Annotated in this window: 15 protein-coding genes, 1 tRNA gene and 2 pseudogenes; 5 read left to right on the top strand and 13 right to left on the bottom strand. The window is 46.0% G+C overall.

The window, feature by feature from the left end; genetic code table 11:
- Window positions 1–240: 240 nt before the first annotated feature.
- Together J7545_RS16600 and J7545_RS16595 are read right to left on the bottom strand one after the other, a co-directional pair.
- Window positions 241–1,209 carry a polyprenyl synthetase family protein gene (locus tag J7545_RS16600; protein ID WP_318700419.1) on the bottom strand — a complete coding sequence of 323 codons (969 nt, stop codon included), beginning with the start codon at window positions 1,207–1,209 and terminating at the stop codon, window positions 241–243.
- Between the two features lie 39 nt (window positions 1,210–1,248).
- On the bottom strand, window positions 1,249–2,766 hold the full coding sequence (locus J7545_RS16595; RefSeq protein ID WP_318719882.1) for a DUF4157 domain-containing protein: 1,518 nt from the start codon (window positions 2,764–2,766) through the stop codon (window positions 1,249–1,251).
- A gap of 33 nt (window positions 2,767–2,799) precedes the next feature.
- On the opposite strand from J7545_RS16595, the pseudogene J7545_RS16590 reads away from it, so the two are divergent.
- Window positions 2,800–2,967 (top strand): annotated as a pseudogene (locus J7545_RS16590) (NAD(P)/FAD-dependent oxidoreductase); the annotation flags it as partial.
- A 28-nt stretch (window positions 2,968–2,995) separates the two neighbouring features.
- Here J7545_RS16590 and J7545_RS16585 read toward each other — a convergent pair.
- On the bottom strand, window positions 2,996–3,373 hold the full coding sequence (locus tag J7545_RS16585; protein WP_318700422.1) for a type II toxin-antitoxin system PemK/MazF family toxin: 378 nt from the start codon (window positions 3,371–3,373) through the stop codon (window positions 2,996–2,998).
- On the bottom strand, window positions 3,366–3,590 hold the full coding sequence (locus J7545_RS16580) for a hypothetical protein (RefSeq protein ID WP_318700423.1): 225 nt from the start codon (window positions 3,588–3,590) through the stop codon (window positions 3,366–3,368). The genes J7545_RS16585 and J7545_RS16580 overlap by 8 nt, the downstream gene beginning before the upstream one ends.
- Window positions 3,591–3,833: 243 nt before the next feature.
- Between J7545_RS16580 and J7545_RS24150 the strand changes: the two are divergent.
- Window positions 3,834–4,221, top strand: a pseudogene (locus J7545_RS24150) (hypothetical protein); the annotation flags it as partial.
- 166 nt (window positions 4,222–4,387) lie between these two features.
- Here J7545_RS24150 and prfC read toward each other — a convergent pair.
- The 3 genes from prfC to ppk2 all read right to left on the bottom strand — a co-directional run bounded on the left by prfC (window position 4,388) and on the right by ppk2 (window position 7,480).
- Window positions 4,388–6,004: a peptide chain release factor 3 gene (gene prfC, locus J7545_RS16570; RefSeq protein ID WP_318700425.1), complete on the bottom strand. Its 1,617-nt coding sequence runs from the start codon at window positions 6,002–6,004 to the stop codon at window positions 4,388–4,390.
- A 66-nt stretch (window positions 6,005–6,070) separates the two neighbouring features.
- Window positions 6,071–6,589: a DUF1993 domain-containing protein gene (locus J7545_RS16565; RefSeq protein WP_413038745.1), complete on the bottom strand. Its 519-nt coding sequence runs from the start codon at window positions 6,587–6,589 to the stop codon at window positions 6,071–6,073.
- Between the two features lie 75 nt (window positions 6,590–6,664).
- Window positions 6,665–7,480, bottom strand: a complete 816-nt coding sequence (ppk2, locus tag J7545_RS16560; RefSeq protein WP_318700427.1) for a polyphosphate kinase 2 — start codon at window positions 7,478–7,480, stop codon at window positions 6,665–6,667.
- 223 nt (window positions 7,481–7,703) lie between these two features.
- Between ppk2 and msrA the strand changes: the two genes are divergently transcribed.
- Complete coding sequence (gene msrA, locus J7545_RS16555; RefSeq protein ID WP_318719881.1) at window positions 7,704–8,372, top strand: peptide-methionine (S)-S-oxide reductase MsrA; 669 nt, start codon at window positions 7,704–7,706, stop codon at window positions 8,370–8,372.
- Window positions 8,373–8,525: 153 nt separating this feature from the next.
- On the opposite strand, the gene J7545_RS16550 is transcribed toward msrA, so the two are convergent.
- The 6 genes from J7545_RS16550 to J7545_RS16525 all read right to left on the bottom strand — a co-directional run bounded on the left by J7545_RS16550 (window position 8,526) and on the right by J7545_RS16525 (window position 13,944).
- Window positions 8,526–8,599 (bottom strand) — tRNA-Asp (locus J7545_RS16550).
- A gap of 172 nt (window positions 8,600–8,771) precedes the next feature.
- On the bottom strand, window positions 8,772–8,996 hold the full coding sequence (gene sipA, locus J7545_RS16545; protein ID WP_318700429.1) for a regulatory protein SipA: 225 nt from the start codon (window positions 8,994–8,996) through the stop codon (window positions 8,772–8,774).
- Entirely contained in the window at window positions 8,993–9,958 is a 966-nt protein-coding gene (locus J7545_RS16540; protein WP_413038744.1) for a sirohydrochlorin chelatase, read from the bottom strand. Before J7545_RS16540 ends, sipA begins: the two co-directional genes overlap by 4 nt.
- A 134-nt stretch (window positions 9,959–10,092) precedes the next feature.
- On the bottom strand, window positions 10,093–11,349 hold the full coding sequence (locus tag J7545_RS16535) for a dihydrolipoamide acetyltransferase family protein (protein ID WP_318700431.1): 1,257 nt from the start codon (window positions 11,347–11,349) through the stop codon (window positions 10,093–10,095).
- Between the two features lie 125 nt (window positions 11,350–11,474).
- Window positions 11,475–11,894, bottom strand: a complete 420-nt coding sequence (locus J7545_RS16530; RefSeq protein WP_318700432.1) for a YlqD family protein — start codon at window positions 11,892–11,894, stop codon at window positions 11,475–11,477.
- A gap of 73 nt (window positions 11,895–11,967) precedes the next feature.
- A complete protein-coding gene (locus J7545_RS16525; protein ID WP_318700433.1) occupies window positions 11,968–13,944 on the bottom strand; it encodes an AMP-dependent synthetase/ligase in 1,977 nt (658 codons plus the stop codon).
- Between the two features lie 554 nt (window positions 13,945–14,498).
- Between J7545_RS16525 and psbV the strand changes: the two genes are divergently transcribed.
- Window positions 14,499–14,990, top strand: a complete 492-nt coding sequence (gene psbV / locus J7545_RS16520; protein ID WP_318700434.1) for a photosystem II cytochrome c-550 — start codon at window positions 14,499–14,501, stop codon at window positions 14,988–14,990.
- Between the two features lie 108 nt (window positions 14,991–15,098).
- Window positions 15,099–15,647 (top strand): photosystem II cytochrome PsbV2, encoded by a 549-nt coding sequence (gene psbV2 / locus J7545_RS16515; protein ID WP_318719879.1) that lies wholly within the window; start codon window positions 15,099–15,101, stop codon window positions 15,645–15,647.
- Window positions 15,648–15,662 lie beyond the last annotated feature (15 nt).

Genomic DNA, 15,662 nt, shown 5'->3' with positions numbered 1-15,662 from the left:
TCTGCTATTGAGACTCTATTTTATTCTATCTTCATTCTCGGAGAGTGACAGAAGAGGGATAACCTGATGCTATGGTTATGCGATCGCGACCTTTCAGTTGATGTTTTTAGCAAAATACCACCGAAAAAGGTCGCTATAGCGACCTTTGAGCTACCTTGTCACCCCTTAAGCTTTGATTCAATAGGGGATTGGTTTTCAAAAATAGAGTCTCTGATGAGAGAAACAGTTGTCACTTGTTTTCTATGGACTAACACTATCGGGTTCAATGGGTTGCAATAACCGTTCTCCCTGACCCAAATACCAATCAAGCCAAATTTGTAAGATTGCTTTTCCTTCTGAATTGGGTAAATTCTCAAGAGATTTAAGGGCTTCATCTCGATGATTTAGTGCTGAATGAATTAAGCGAGTCCGAATATCCATTTCATCCAGCAATGTGCAGATTGTCTTCCTGTGGTATTGTTTTTGGTGAAACATCTTTTCTAAACGTTCTGCGTTAGGATGATCGAGGGATAAACCCAAAAGAACTGGAAATGTTTTTTTTTCGATTTCTCGTTGATTTTCCACAGTGGGAAACCAAATCGATTCAATATCATCTAACATTTGGGTCATCCATCCTAAATGTTGACCAAATTCAGCAGCAGCATTCAGTTGTTGGGGGTCAGCAGCAGCTACACAAGCACCGATAACGGTGGCAAATTGATAAGCAGGTAGGGTTTTGAGTTTAATCAGGTCTTGATACTCTTGCAAGGAGTTGACATTGGTTTTTAAATCTCGGTCTTGTCCTTGGCAAACTTGCAGGAATGATTGAAAATAATATGGGATTAAGTCACTGGAACTGGGTGGCGCGATCGCAAAGTTCAATAATTCCTGAGTGGCGATCGCATTGATTGCCATGGCATAATGAATTGCCCGACCCATACCCACCTGACGATCCAAAGAAGTCGGATCGTCCCGATCCGCGCAATCATCCATAATTCTAAAACAAACATCCAAAAGCGTCACCACAGCAGCAGTGCGAGTCAGTTCCTCTCGTTTCCCATGACATCCTATCCCAGTCACCATAGGAAGCAGAAAAAAGGGGTTAAGGGGGTTGGGCAGAAATTTGTCGATCGCATCCCCCAATTCCTGCCACTCTTGTTGCGTGATATCTATAGCACAATGACGAATTTCCGCCAAAATCTCCTTTAAATCCACAGAAAGTTGATTCATCTTTGACTAAAATTCTCCCACCCTCTTTACATTCCTTTTTTATCTTTTTTTATCTTTCTTTTTCTGTTTCTGTTCAAGTTTTCTCAGTGTTAGTGCGTCCGTTTGCTCATTTGGATCCCACTCGAAATGACGACCTCCCTCAATTCTATTTCGTAGAGGTCCAGCCCCTTCAAAACTATAAGTATTAGCGAATGGTTCAATATTTGTTAATTTAGCTGTTGTTCTGACAGCACTGGTCATATCTGGATCTCGAACAAAGAGAATATCTGGAGTAATAGTGACTTTCAAAATTGTCATTATTCCATCGTCATCCCCGTAAAAGTTCTGAGCAACCTGTTTAGCGACAACAATATCGTGGCCTAAATAAACATAATCGCGTGCATTGGCCTCTCCTACTGTTCCCACCGCTCCCTTTTTACCCCCATAGCTTGGGTCTAAACCATTCGACACAATAGACTCGACATCCTCTTTTTTCGTGGTATGATAAACGACCTTTTCAGATTTTGGTCGGTAAAGAACAGTGGGTACTTCTTTACGAGATATCTCTGTTCCTAAGTCAAACCAAGTGCTGACTTCCTCAACACGCACAGGTTCAAGATTGAAGCACTTTACAGTAACGGCTGGTATCTTTGAATCTTTTGGGATCTTTGCATATTTGGGGTTTTCCAACACTTTATCAGTCAATTTACTGTTACTGGATGGGAATTGTTGGTTGTCCCGGTCTACATCGTATGTTGGTTTCTCTGATGTTCCGCTTTCTGTGCCACTGCTGCTACTACCCCCATTTTTAAATTGTTTCACGGGTTGAGCTTGGATCGCTGAAGCTTGTCCTAGCTGTTCCCGACTCAATTCTACTTGATTACGCTCCGGCAAGCGAGAAACGACATTGGAAAGACGAGCCGCTTTTGCTCCCATGACATCGGCTTCTTGCTCTAACTTAGAATCTACATTGGCTTTAATCCCTTTGAGTTGCACAGAAGGTTTGACCCTCGCTTGTTTTTGTTGTACAACGTGCCAGGCCTCGTGAGCAAGGTGTTTTTCCTGTTTTGGGGCTACATGAATGTCTGTTCCTTCTGTGTAAGCAGCAGCCTGTAGTTTAGCAGGCTCAGGGGAATTATAATGCACTTTGACATCATCTATAGAGATGCCAGAAAGTGTTTCTACCCCAGCTTTCAAGCGATTGGGTAATCCGGTTTTATTTTCTGGTGGTTCTTGGCTTTCTTTGCGTTGCAGTAGGGATTTCATCTGCAAATTATTTTCCTGTGTTTCCTGGGGTGCATCAGAAACAGGCGAATTAATCCGCTGTACTACATCTTTGGCTACTGCATCTGCTTGTTGTTCATACTGATCGTTGGGTTGACCGATGGTCAACTTAGCTTGCGCAACTTTGCTGTCAATCAGCCGTTGCAGAGGACTTACGGCACCACTCCCTCCGGGTTTCCACTCTGGAAGTTCTGGTTTCCTCTTCTTCGTTGCTTTCGGCTGAATGACAGGAGGTGCAGCAAACTGGGGTTTTGCCTTGTGAGCGGAAGTCTTTGGTTGATGTTGGCGACTCATGGCAGGTTTTGGCAAGCATCCCCTTAATTGTAAGGTAAGGGGCGATCGTTATGGATGCAAGATTTACGCAACTATGTGGGACTCGATCCCGATACCCCCGGTCGAAATATTCTTAATCATGGAAGCAAACAGGCGATCGACTGGAGTGCGGATCATCTCCGAGGCTTTGTTGAAGAGGTGACAGATGAAGGAGAAACCTTGATTTGGAGGCACTAACACAAGGTCAATGCTAAGAGAAAGACCTAAATGCTAAACTAAAACCAAGCTCAATACATACCGCTTTCTCAATCTCTTCCCAGTAAATCTCCTCTAAATCACCCTGTTTATTTTTAATCCTCTGGGCATCCACAGCTCTCATTTGACTTAAGTTGATGTGTCGATCGTTATCTAATCCATTCTTGGCAGTCGGTGTAATATTCACAACAAACGGATAAGTCCTTGCCCCAGGCAACAATGGAGCAACTATTGTCGTTGCCCCATTTTGGTTGCCAATATCATTTTGCAAAATCAGACAAGGTCGCTTTTTATCAGTCTCATGACCAACAACAGGGTGTAGATCGACCCACCATATCTCCCCTCGCTTGTAGGTTAAGTGTCCGTTAGGCATTTAAACCATCGCCCACTGTAATATCCCATACATAAATTTCCTGTTGCAACTCTGGGTCATTAGCCTGATCTTTGTAAGCATCTTCTAGCTCCTTCATAAAAATCCTCCTCTTTTCTTGCCAGAGAATATCATTTATGAAACTGCTACGATTGCTTGCTAACCGATCTACGAACTCTAGAATTTCGTCATCCAAGGTTATGCTGACTTTCTTACTCATGGCTGCCAACCGTATGCGACAGATGGGTATGACTACATCATCATACTAGCTAATCCTACGCTAATTGTCAAGATAGTACTGTTTCGCCTACCACCTGAAGCTGCTGCCCAACAACTTCAAGAACAAGGCTTTCGGGCAGAGGTTGACGCGAGTGGCGATCGCATCCGCAATGAATTGCAGGCAGTGGGTGTTACCTTTAACCTAAATCTCAACTGGATTTACTTTCATGCATAGAGATCTTTAATGAGTGAAACCAACGATGGATCGAATTGGCATCAAAATTTTATTGCCAGTAATTTGTTGGTCATTGGCTATAATGCACTGGGCTGGTCATCTCAGTCAGAAGCGCGGCGCGATCTCTTGTAGCACAAATTCTCCAACATTGGGGGTTGGCGAAGAATCATTCCAAATCCATTTTGTCAGACTTTCTCGCCTTGCGCCGTTCCTGAATGCCTGATTAGCGGCTTCTGAGAGTGCAATTTTGCCCCATCACTTTATGATTGCTCACATCTTGGAAGTTGTCGATAATTACGATACAACCACAGAGGTTGTATTGTTGCTGGAGTCTTTCGATAGGGCGACCTTATTTTACTTGAAAAACCTACCCATCACACCACCTCAATGCTACGAGTAAGTCCGTAAGAATTGGGATGAATTCCAGCCAGGAGTGGGCGTTAATATAGGTTCGTGCGACCAGGTGCAGCCTAGTACGATATGACAAAAGTCAACTCCTTTTTGGGGTTTGATCCATAAATAACCAAGTAGGGTTTGCTGAATTCATAGATGACTGTGAATTTTTAATTCATTCCAGAGGATAAGGGCGCGATCGCACTCAATTTCAGCTCTGGATGATCGCCTTGCACTTGCTGAAAATTCCACTCATTCTTAAACAACAACACGGGTCGATCCCAATTATCCTTGACTGTCATCGTATTAAATAAGCGGCCAATCTTGTCCAAAATTTCCCAGCCATTGAGTACCCATCTAGCGACAGAATAGGGTAGGAGTTCTGTGCGCGTTTCCACCCCATATTCATTTAGCAGTCGAAATTGCACCACCTCAAATTGCAACTGTCCCACAGCAGCTAAAATCGGGTCGCGCTTAGATTCATCACTCGAATACATAATCTGTACAGCTCCCTCTTCCCGCAATTGGGTTACCCCTTTATGGAATTGCTTAAACTTCGAGGGATTGGGATTTCTCAAATAGGCAAATAATTCTGGGGAAAAACAGGGAATACCTTCATATTCCAATTTTTTACCCGTATAAATCGTATCTCCGATCGCAAACACGCCAGGATTATTTAACCCAATTACATCCCCCGGATACGCCACATCCACCGATCCTCGGTCTTGAGCAAACAGCTTCTGGGGGCGCGAGAGGCGCACTGTTTTCCCAGTGCGAGCGTGACTGACCGTCATATCCTTTTCAAACTTACCCGTACAAACTCGCACAAATGCCACGCGATCGCGGTGTTTCGGGTCCATATTTGCCTGCAACTTAAACACAAACCCCGTAAACTCTGGATACTCTGGGGACATCAAACCCTGGTTACTCTTGCGATCTCCCGGTTTGAGCGCATAATCTAAAAACGCATCTAAAAACAACTGCACGCCAAAATTAGTCATGGCACTGCCAAAAAACACAGGGGTTAGTTCTCCCGCATGGATTTCGTCTAAGTCAAACTCTGACCCCAACCCATCCAACAATTCCAAATCTTCCTTAAGCTGATAATACAAATCCTGGTCTAACAACTCCTCAATGCGCGGATCGCCCAAGCGAATCATGGTATCCTTTGCCGCTTGTTTACCATGGGCATTGCGTTCAAACAAATGGATTTCCTCGGTACGGCGATCGTACACCCCTTGGAAGCGATCGCCCGTACCAATCGGCCAATTAACCGGATACGTTTTTAACCCCAACTCCTGCTCAATTTCGTCCAACAACTCTAGAGGTTCGCGGGTGGGACGATCCATCTTATTAAAAAACGTAAAAATCGGAATTTTCCGCATTCGACAGACTTCAAACAGTTTGCGGGTTTGTGGCTCCAACCCCTTCGCCGCATCCTCCAACATCACCGCATTATCCGCAGCCGCCAACGTGCGATAAGTATCCTCACTAAAATCCTGGTGTCCCGGAGTATCCAACAAATTAATCTGACAGTCTTGATACTCAAACTGCAACACCGTCGAAGTAATCGAAATTCCCCGTTGTTGCTCCATTGCCATCCAATCTGAAGTTGCTCGGCGCTGACTTGCCCTTGCCTTCACTGCCCCCGCTTCATGAATTGCCCCTCCATAGAGGAGTAATTTTTCTGTTAACGTGGTTTTACCCGCATCAGGGTGAGAAATAATTGCAAAATTACGCCGGCCATCAACCGCGTTTTGTATTTCTGTAGATAGATCGGTAGACATTAGGGATATAGCGCTTGGCGCTGGTAATGGGTAAAATAATGGAGTCAAGGGGTAAGCACTGCCACCCTACTGGCTTGGCAACTCGATCGGTGGCACCAAGTGCATCATGTAATTTTGCTTACCAATGGGTACACCAGCCATGCGAAGAATATCGTAAGCTGTAACCAGATGAAAGTAAAAGTTTGGCATGAGAAACTCGTTCACATAGGCATCACCCGACAGCTCGATGTAACGACCCTCATTGAGATCGATGCGCGCCAATTCACTTAGCTTTTGGTCGTCAACATTAATGCCAGAAACTTGTTTCTGGGTATTTGCTATATGTTCGTATGCCTGTGCCAAAGAGATAACGTCTGGATCGAGATTATCCATCGGTTTGCCCTCGCACCATAAAGCAAAGTTTCGGGGTTGATTACAGGTGAACGCAACTTGTGTACTGAAGGGAAGCATATCCGTTGCAATCCGCTTGTGAAGAAACGACTCACTGCCACTAAAATGATCCGATGCTGACTTTAGGAGGTGTTCGAGAGTGGTTAGGCGACTTTGGAAGATAGTTTTGATCGAATCTATATTCTGACTGGACATTTGGCGCTCCTTAAAGGTTGAATGAGTTGCGTTTCGTTGCTCGACCCAACTCAGAGATCTATCATAAGCCATCATCTAGAAGTTTTGAGGAATAAACCTTCTACCCTTTAAGGACAAATGATCGTCATATTGATTGCTCAGATCTCGCTTGCCCAGTTTCACCGGTTTAATCGGCAACTCTTCATAGGGAATCAAACTGAGGAAATGGGAAATACAATTGAGGCGGGCCCGTTTCTTGTCATCAGCCGGCACAATATACCAAGGAGCAAAATGAGTGTCTGTTGCCCTTAACATTTTATCCCTAGCCTGGGAATAATCATACCAGCGTCGATAGGATTCTACATCCATGGTGCTTAATTTCCAGATTTTACGCGGATCGTCAATTCGGTCTTGAAATCGACGCTCTTGTTCTGCCATACTCGTATCCAACCAATACTTGATTAGTTGAATGCCGGCATCGACAATCATCTGTTCAAACGTTGGGGTATAGTGCAAAAAACGCTGATATTCCTTATCGGTGCAAAACCCCATCACCCGTTCAACTCCAGCGCGATTGTACCAACTGCGATCGAAAATGACGACTTCTCCGGCTGCGGGAAAATGTTGAATATAACGCTGTAGATATAATTGAGTTTTTTCCCGTTCTGAAGGAGTGGGTAAGGCAACGATGCGAAATACCCTAGGACTGACGCGATCGACTATGCGCTTAATAATACCGCCTTTTCCGGCTGCATCCCGACCTTCAAAGACGATAATAATCCTTAGCCCTTTGGCTTGTACCCAATATTGCAACTTCACCAATTCAGCATGAAGCTGAGTTAATGCAGATTCATATCTTTTCTTGGAGAGTTTACGCGGTTTTGGTTCACTCGCTTTCTTCTTTTTTCCCATGCATTTCTCATGGCAATTTACTCCCCTAGCCTATCATCCTGAACGAATTAATCAGTATCAGCAATGAGTAATAAGTCATGAGTTGAGGCGAGTCTATCTCTAAGTCTGGAGTTTCTCCATCTCCCTACATCTTCCTGTCTTCACCATCTTCTCAACTCCTCATCGTGCCAACTTCACAAAGTTTTGTAACAATAGAAGCAGTTCCTTATGTCAGAATTGATCTATGTTTCTATTTGGATTAGGTAAGAAAACCACCCTCCCCACTCCTGAAGAAGCCTTACCAGGGCGTAAAACCCCCATGCCTGTACCTGATACACACTTTGTTAACGGTAACCCCCTTCAACCTCCCTACCCAGAGGGATTAGAAATGGCGGTGTTTGGCTTAGGCTGTTTTTGGGGAGCAGAACGCTGTTTCTGGAAACAACCAGGAGTCTTTAGCACTGCTGTGGGTTATGCAGGTGGGTATACCCCCAACCCAAACTACCATGAAGTGTGTACGGGTAAAACGGGTCATAACGAAGTCGTGCTAGTGGTTTTTGATCCCCAGCAAGTTAGTTATGAAAATCTCCTCAAAGTCTTCTGGGAAAGCCACGATCCTACCCAAGGAATGCGCCAAGGGAATGACGTGGGAACCCAATACCGTTCTGGGATTTATGTCTATTCTGAGGCTCAGAAAGAACTGGCTGAAAAATCCCGCCAAGTCTACCAAGAGGCGCTTAAGAAAGCTGGATATAACGAAATTACGACGGAAATTCTTGACGCGCCTGAGTTTTATTATGCTGAAGACTATCACCAACAGTATCTAGCTAAAAATCCTGGTGGCTATTGTGGGTTGGGAGGAACGAAGGTTTCTTGTCCAGGGGTAACGATGGGTGAGGGAATAGGGAATTAGAGAATAGGGAATGGGCAGGAGAAGGTTGCAATATGATTCAAATTCTACCAACGATATCCTGCCCACCCTATCGGCTGTTTAATACTAAAAACTCCTAGACGTTTTGCCGGGCAGTGAGTCTAGGAGAAACGTTTTTCTATTCAGAGGGGTTAACGGGACTGACGGGGCTCGAACCCGCAACTTCCGCCGTGACAGGGCGGTGCTCTAACCAATTGAACTACAGTCCCTTAATCAAGCCAATATCTATAGTTACATGAATTTTGGGGTTTGTCAAGGAGATGGGGAAAAAATTTTGGGAATAGGGAATAGGGAATGGGGAATGGGGAATGGGGAATGGGGAATGGGAAAGAGGTTTCTGCATCTCCGTGTCCCCGCGTCTTCCCCATCTCCCTATCTCCGTCAGGAAACGACTTCGATATATTGGCTATCCATCAGAAACGCCCCTCCAGCAAAGCGAACGCCCCAATAGCCTCCGGGACGACAGTCAAGAATTGTGCCTTCTTCACCGAGTTGAATGACATCGGGAGGGCGAAGCATGGGCATGGGTTCGGCGGTTTTGACGTAGGGCGGAAGGGCAACTACGCGCACACGATCGCCGACTTGAAAGGTTTTTGATTCACTCATGGTACTTGCCAAATCCGTTGATGATAGGCTTGAGGATCGGCATAGGGATCGACTGGGGGATGATCGTGATGGTGATGATGGTGATGATGACTGCGATCGTGGGAATGATCGCCATCACCGAGAGCAGCTAACCGGAATTTGCATAACTCACAGTTCATCTGTACTTGTCCCAATTGGGTTTCAATTTCGCGATCGCGCACCAGATGCATTAAATGAGGATCGATTCCCATCTCAGATAAGCACACATGGTTAATCTCTGGAAACTGTTCCTGTTGCTCGGCGGTGATATCGGCAATTTTCTTCACCAATACTCCAGTGAATAAGAAATAGGGTAACACGATAATTCGCTTCGGCTGATAGAGCCGAGCGCGGCGAAACCCTTCTTCTAGGCGAGGATGGGTAATACCGATGAAACAGGTTTCGACGGTTTGATAACCGCTTCCTTCCCACACCATGCGGGCTAACTTATAAACATCTCCATTGGCATCTGGATCGCTCGATCCGCGCCCTACAAAGAGGAGTACGGTGTCAGCGCGGGGATACTCTGGGGTATCCAGGGCAGTTAGGCGATCGCCCCATAACTCTAAAATACTGGGCGTAATCCCAAAATGCCGACCATAGTGAAATGTCACGTGCGGATACTCTAACCGGGCTGCATCCAAGGCATTGGTGACATCAAATTTATTATGGCGGGCAGCAAATAACAAAATCGGCAGCGCAGACACTTCCGTATACCCTTGCTCTACACAGCGTTTAACGCCTTCTAGAATGGTGGGTTCTGTTAACTCCAAAAAACAAGGAATTACGGGTCGAGAAGGGTCTAGAGCTTCATAGGCAGCCGCAAAATCGATAAATGCCTCTCGCCCCTCGCGATCTCGGCTCCCATGGCCAATCATCAACAACGGACGGTTGATGGGCAAGGGAGATAATTGAATTGAAGACGGTTTAAGTTGAAGTTGCATGATAGCTCGTAAGATACGATAACCCTCTGGCATAGTACGTTAATCCTATGGCAGAGGGCTATGCAGGGATGGGGGATAAGGTCGAGTTATTCTAGGTGTAGACATTCCCTCGCGATCTAGAGGGAATCGCCCTCCTACAGGGTTAAAGATTCGGGATTATTTTCAATTAAATCGGCTAAATCTTTAAGGAATGCGGCTGCATCTGCACCGTAGATAATACGATGATCGCAGGTAATATTCACTGTCATTTGTCGGCGCACACCCATTAAACCATTGTCCATGGCTACCACTTGGGGTTTAGAGGCACCAATGGCAAGAATTGAACCTTGACCTGGGGGTAAAATAGCGTCAAATTGATCTACACCAAACATTCCCAAATTGGAGAGGGTGAAGGTTCCACTATTGTATTCTACTGGTTGTAACTGCTTGGAGCGAGAACGAGCGACTAAATCTTTCCAGGTGCGCGAGAGGGAATAAATATCGAGTCGATCGGCATTTTGTAGTACTGGAGTAATTAAGCCGCCATCATCCATGGCAACCGCGATCGCTACATTAATATTGGAGGGATATTGGATGCCTTCCTCGGTATAACCGGCATTGACAATGGGATGTTTAGCCAGAACCACCGCCACGGCTTTTGCCAGCAGAGCGGTCATGGTAACTCCCTTAGACTTAATCTGTTTATAGAGCCGATCCAGGTTATCGGTGGTAATGCTATAAGCAACATGGAACGTGGGCACTGCTAAACTAGCCACCATGTTGCGGATAACAGCCTGTTGCAACGTATTGAAGCGTACCACCTGACCGGGGGTAACTGCGGGTTTGGGAGCGGGAGCAGGGGCAGCCACAGGTTTGGGAGCGGCAACAGGGGCAGGAGCAGCGATCGGCGCTACACTGGGGGCCACACCAGCCGCACTTTCCACATCTTGGGCTACGATGCGTCCATGGGGGCCACTCCCGACTAAAGTCGCTAAATCCACCTTTAAGTCTTTAGCCAATTTTCGGGCGCGAGGAGAGGCAATGGTACGGCCATTGCTGCGAGCCGTTGCAGCAACAGGAGCGGGTGCGGCAGCAACAGGAGCTGGGGCTGGGGCTGGGGCAGCAGCGGCAGGAGCGCTTTTGGCTTGTTGTTTAGCGGTTTCAATTTCGGCTTCGGTTTCCGCAATGAAGGCGATCGCTTCTCCTACCGGTGCAACCCCACCTGCATCTACAATAATGGTGGCGAGATAGCCTTCATAAAAGGATTCCACATCCATGTCTGCCTTATCAGACTCGACAATAACGACGGTTTCTCCTTTCTCAATTTTGTCCCCTAGGGACTTTTCCCAAGAAACAATCTTGCCTTCAGTCATGGTAGAACTGAGGGCAGGCATGAACACTTCATGAATCATGGCACTGTTATCCTTAAAATTTTAATTGGGTAATAGGGAATAGGGAATAGGAAAAACCAGTGGCTCCCTATTTCCTTTTGCTTTTTGCTTTTTGCCTGACTTCTTCCAGAAGTCTATAATTTCGGCTAAATCTGACCTCGAATTTCTTCGACCACCCCATCTCGGAGGACAATTTCCACCTGCATTTTCTGGATCAGGTTTTCTCCTGGGGTAACGGTAAAGAAGCTATCCATTTGACCTTGATCGACTTCCTTATCTAACTCTAAGGTTTGTACCTGATTCAGTTGGTTTAGAAGTTGATTTTTTTGTTGCAGTAACTCATTTTTCTTCTGATTCAACTGGGCTTGAATCTGGGCAACCTGTTGGGGATTTTGGGTTTGCATATTGGTAATCATGCTCTGGCCCTGCATCTCTACCTGTTGGATTTGTGTATCCATTTGGTTGAGTTGATTTTGGAGTTGTTCTTGAACTTCTTCCTTCCATCGAGAAGTCACAATCACTTTAATCCGAACGGGTCGTTTGAGCAGCAGGTTTTGGGTATCCATGTTTAGCAAATTCACGCTGTGTAAGTCCAGTGCAATTGAGGGTCAAAACAGGCGATCCTGTTTCTGAAGATGATTAAGTGAACATCCCGTTAATCATATCGCGATACTGTTCTCTCACAATGGGACGTTTGATTTTCAGGGTTTGGGTCATCATGCCATTGTTAATGGAGAAGGGTTCAGTAATCAAACGGAAGGGGCCAATACGGTCATCGGGGCGATATCCTGGGCGATTTTTGACTTCCCGGTTGAGTTCGGCTCGGAACAGCTCTTGAATGGCTTCATGAGCAAAGTTGAACTGCAAGGTACTATCCTCAAGGGTTTGGGCAATTGCCCGATCGCCAGCATGATGTTGTTTAACCCAGGTCTCTAGGGCTTCGACATTGGGCACAATTAAGGCTCCGAGCGATCGCCGATCTTGCCCCACAAGCATCATTTGATCGATATACGGACTGCGGGTACAAGCATCTTCAATGGGTTGGGGTTCGATATTTTCCCCATTGGTTAAAACAATGGTATCTTTAGCTCTTCCGGTAATCACCAGTTGTCCCTCTGGGGTGAGGAAGCCTAAGTCTCCGGTGTCAAACCATCCGTCAGAGTCAATGGCCTTAGCCGTGGCTTGAATATTCCCATAATAGCCTTGCATAATTTGGGGGCCTCTAGCCACAATCAATCCCCGATCGCCTTGGGGCAGGGGTTGGCGTGTGTTTGGCTCGACAATTCGCACTTCAGTGCCGGGTAGGGGTGTACCGGACGATCCGCGTAAATTGCGATCGCAGCGCCGAGCGGTGAGTACTGGAGCCGTTTCGGTTAAACCATAGCCAACTAAAATCTCAAAGTTAATCATTTCAAAGAACTTATCAATATGCTTGGCTAAGGAACCTCCTCCACTAATGACTTGTTTCATCTGTCCACCTGTGGCTTGGCGAACTTTTTGATAAATCAGGCGATCGCCTAAATAATGTAAAGGAGCCAGTAGCGCCGCCTTAATGGTAGCTGAAGTACGTTCTGAAGCAGATGGGTTGAGATTCTCTAACTCTAGTTGTTCCTTAATCCGTTTGGCCGAAACATAGTCTTCCGAAAATCCGAGAAAGGTTTGGATTAATTTTTGCCGACTTTGGGGCTGTTCCCGAAATTCTTTCTGAATACCTTCATAAATAGATTCCCACAACCGAGGCACACCCACCATGTAATGGGGTTTATAGTTTTTTAGGTCTTGTTTGAAGTTGCGGATATTGGTGTATCGCTGGGAACAACCTTGGGAGAGCAGATAGTACTCGATCGTGCGCTCGTACACATGCCAAGAGGGAAGAATGCTTAAAATGCGATCGCCCGGATCGGGAGCCACCACGACTGCCAAAGTACTGACTTGATAGAGCAAATTACGATGGGAGAGCATCGCACCCTTGGGTTTTCCCGTAGTTCCAGACGTATAAATGAGCGTCGCTAACTGCTTGGGGTTGTGTTCTACTGGTTGATAGGATTCTCCCTGGGCACGGTCGCATAATTGCCCAAAATTAAGATATAGAGGAGCCTCACCAGAAGAAATGGGTGGGTCTTCATCACTGAGGAGGATAATCGCTTGTAGAGTAATCGAGTTTAAGCGAGGAGCCAGTTTATCCAGGGTTTTGAGATTTTCCACAATCAGAAAGCTGCTGCCGCTATCTTGGAGGATATAGAGCAATTCGTCGATATCTGCTTGGGAACTTCGCACCGTATTGGCGGCTCCAGCCATCATAATCCCTTGGTCAACGACAAACCATCGGGGGCTATTATCGGCAAACAGGGCAATGCGATCGCCAGGATTAACACCTATTTGTTGCAGAGCGATCGCCACCTGTTGCATTTGCTCGTACATCTGGCTATAGGTTAGGCTGACCTTCTGTTGGCTATGGATATCTTCGAGCGCGACAATATCGCCAAACTTTTGGGCGGCGATCGGCCAAATTTGGGCGATCGATCCTAAGTGACTATAATTCACGGCATGACTTAAATTCGCCTTTTCTAGCACTGACAGATTCGGATAATCAGATGCCACAAACCCATTACTCATCTTTGTTCTAATCCCACACTCAGTTTGTTCCAGTGTATAAGACAGTGGAGAGTCGGCAGTCGGGAATCGGGAATCGGAAAAACCGCGCGATCAAAGGCTCAAACCCTGAGTAGGGGCTTGCCTATTTTTCGCCCCTACTGCCTACTCCCTACCTATTGACAAAATATCTAGACTATGCGTCAACCTATTTTCGTTTAAGGTTGGTGAAAATCTGACCGGAGAGTTGGTCTAAAGACCCCGCAGTGGCATGATATTCATATTGTGCTTTTGGCGGTGGGACACACCGTTTCAGCCTGTGGAGCGAATGTCAGACTCGAAAGGCATTGTGCCCTAGAACGCTGTTGCGAAAAACCCGCAAGGGACAGAAGCAGGAACCCAAATCGTGAGGTTTGGGAATCACCGTCCTTCCAGGGCGGTGAGGATGTCAAAATGAAGATCGACATAGAGGGTAACAATCCCAAGTCCAGTAGGTATTTTAACTCCTCATGGGTCTTGGGTAGGCCAAAGTGTTGAAAATTCCAATAACAAAATGTCATAGTCTTTGAGGGAGAACCATGCTGAAACGATACATTGTGCTGATATTAGCCACTGTATTTCTGGCCCTGAACGTTGTTGTCGGGAGTGCGACGGCTGCCAATATTTCGGAAAAGAACCGCACTATTCCCGTTAATCAAGCAGGCGAGACCACAACAATTACTCAAGATGAGTATGTGTTAGGGAAGAGACTGTTTGTGGATACCTGTTCCCAGTGTCATGGAACAGGGATGACCAAAACCAACCCGAATGTGGGATTGGGTGTTGAGGCTATGGCTGGAGCAGAACCCCCCCGTGATAATCTAGCGGCTTTAGTTGACTATATGCAGAATCCCACCACCTATGATGGAGAGATTGAAATTTATGAACTCCATCCGAGTACTCGGAGTGCGGATATTTTCCCAGAAATGAGAAACCTGAGTGATGACGATTTAAAAGCGATCGGCTCTTATATTCTGGTGGAAATGAATGTGCGTCCGAATCAGTGGGGAGCGGGTAAAAATACTCGTTAATTCTCAAAAGAGGCGCTCCGACTCCTGGGGGTAGGAGTGGCACTTTTTCCAGTTCAATAGCAGCAGTCTTGAGCACTGCTGCTCTTAATGTTGATTTATCTAAAGTTCATGATTAATTTCCCTCGATTCAAATTGGGTTTAAACGTTTTTTTGGCTGAGAGTGGGCGACAATGGAGGTGTTGGCTGCGTCCAGTGGTGGCGATCGCCTTAACCATCGGTTTACTCTGGACTCTAGCCACCCCTTCAGCTTTGGCTTCAGATCGCTATGTCATCCGTTTCCTAAAAGCCTTCGATCCGGTAGAAATTCCCTTAGATACGGCAGGTAATACGCAAACGGTGACCCCAGATCAGTTATCGGAAGGGAAAACTCTGTTTAACAAAAATTGTGAAAATTGTCATTTAGGGGGCACTACCCTGCTGAGTGACTATGAGTCCTTGTCTTTAGAGTCTCTGCACAATTCTACTCCTCCCTTGGATAACATCAATAATATGGTGGGTTATCTACGCGCTCCCTTAAAACAAAAAGGGGACTATCAAAAATATGCCTGTCGTGAAGTGAGTCCAGAGTGGATGTCTTCTGAAGAACTGGAAGATTTATCGGCTTTTCTGATTCGTGCGGCTCAAGAAGTTGAAGGTTGGGGCGCTGGAGAGTTTTAGATTAGGGAATAGGGA

The organism is Roseofilum sp. SBFL (assembly GCF_017746885.1).
Taxonomy (GTDB): Bacteria; Cyanobacteriota; Cyanobacteriia; order Cyanobacteriales; family Desertifilaceae; genus Roseofilum.
Note: the sequence above shows the minus strand (reverse complement) of the source record. Positions and strands in the feature narration are given on the sequence as shown.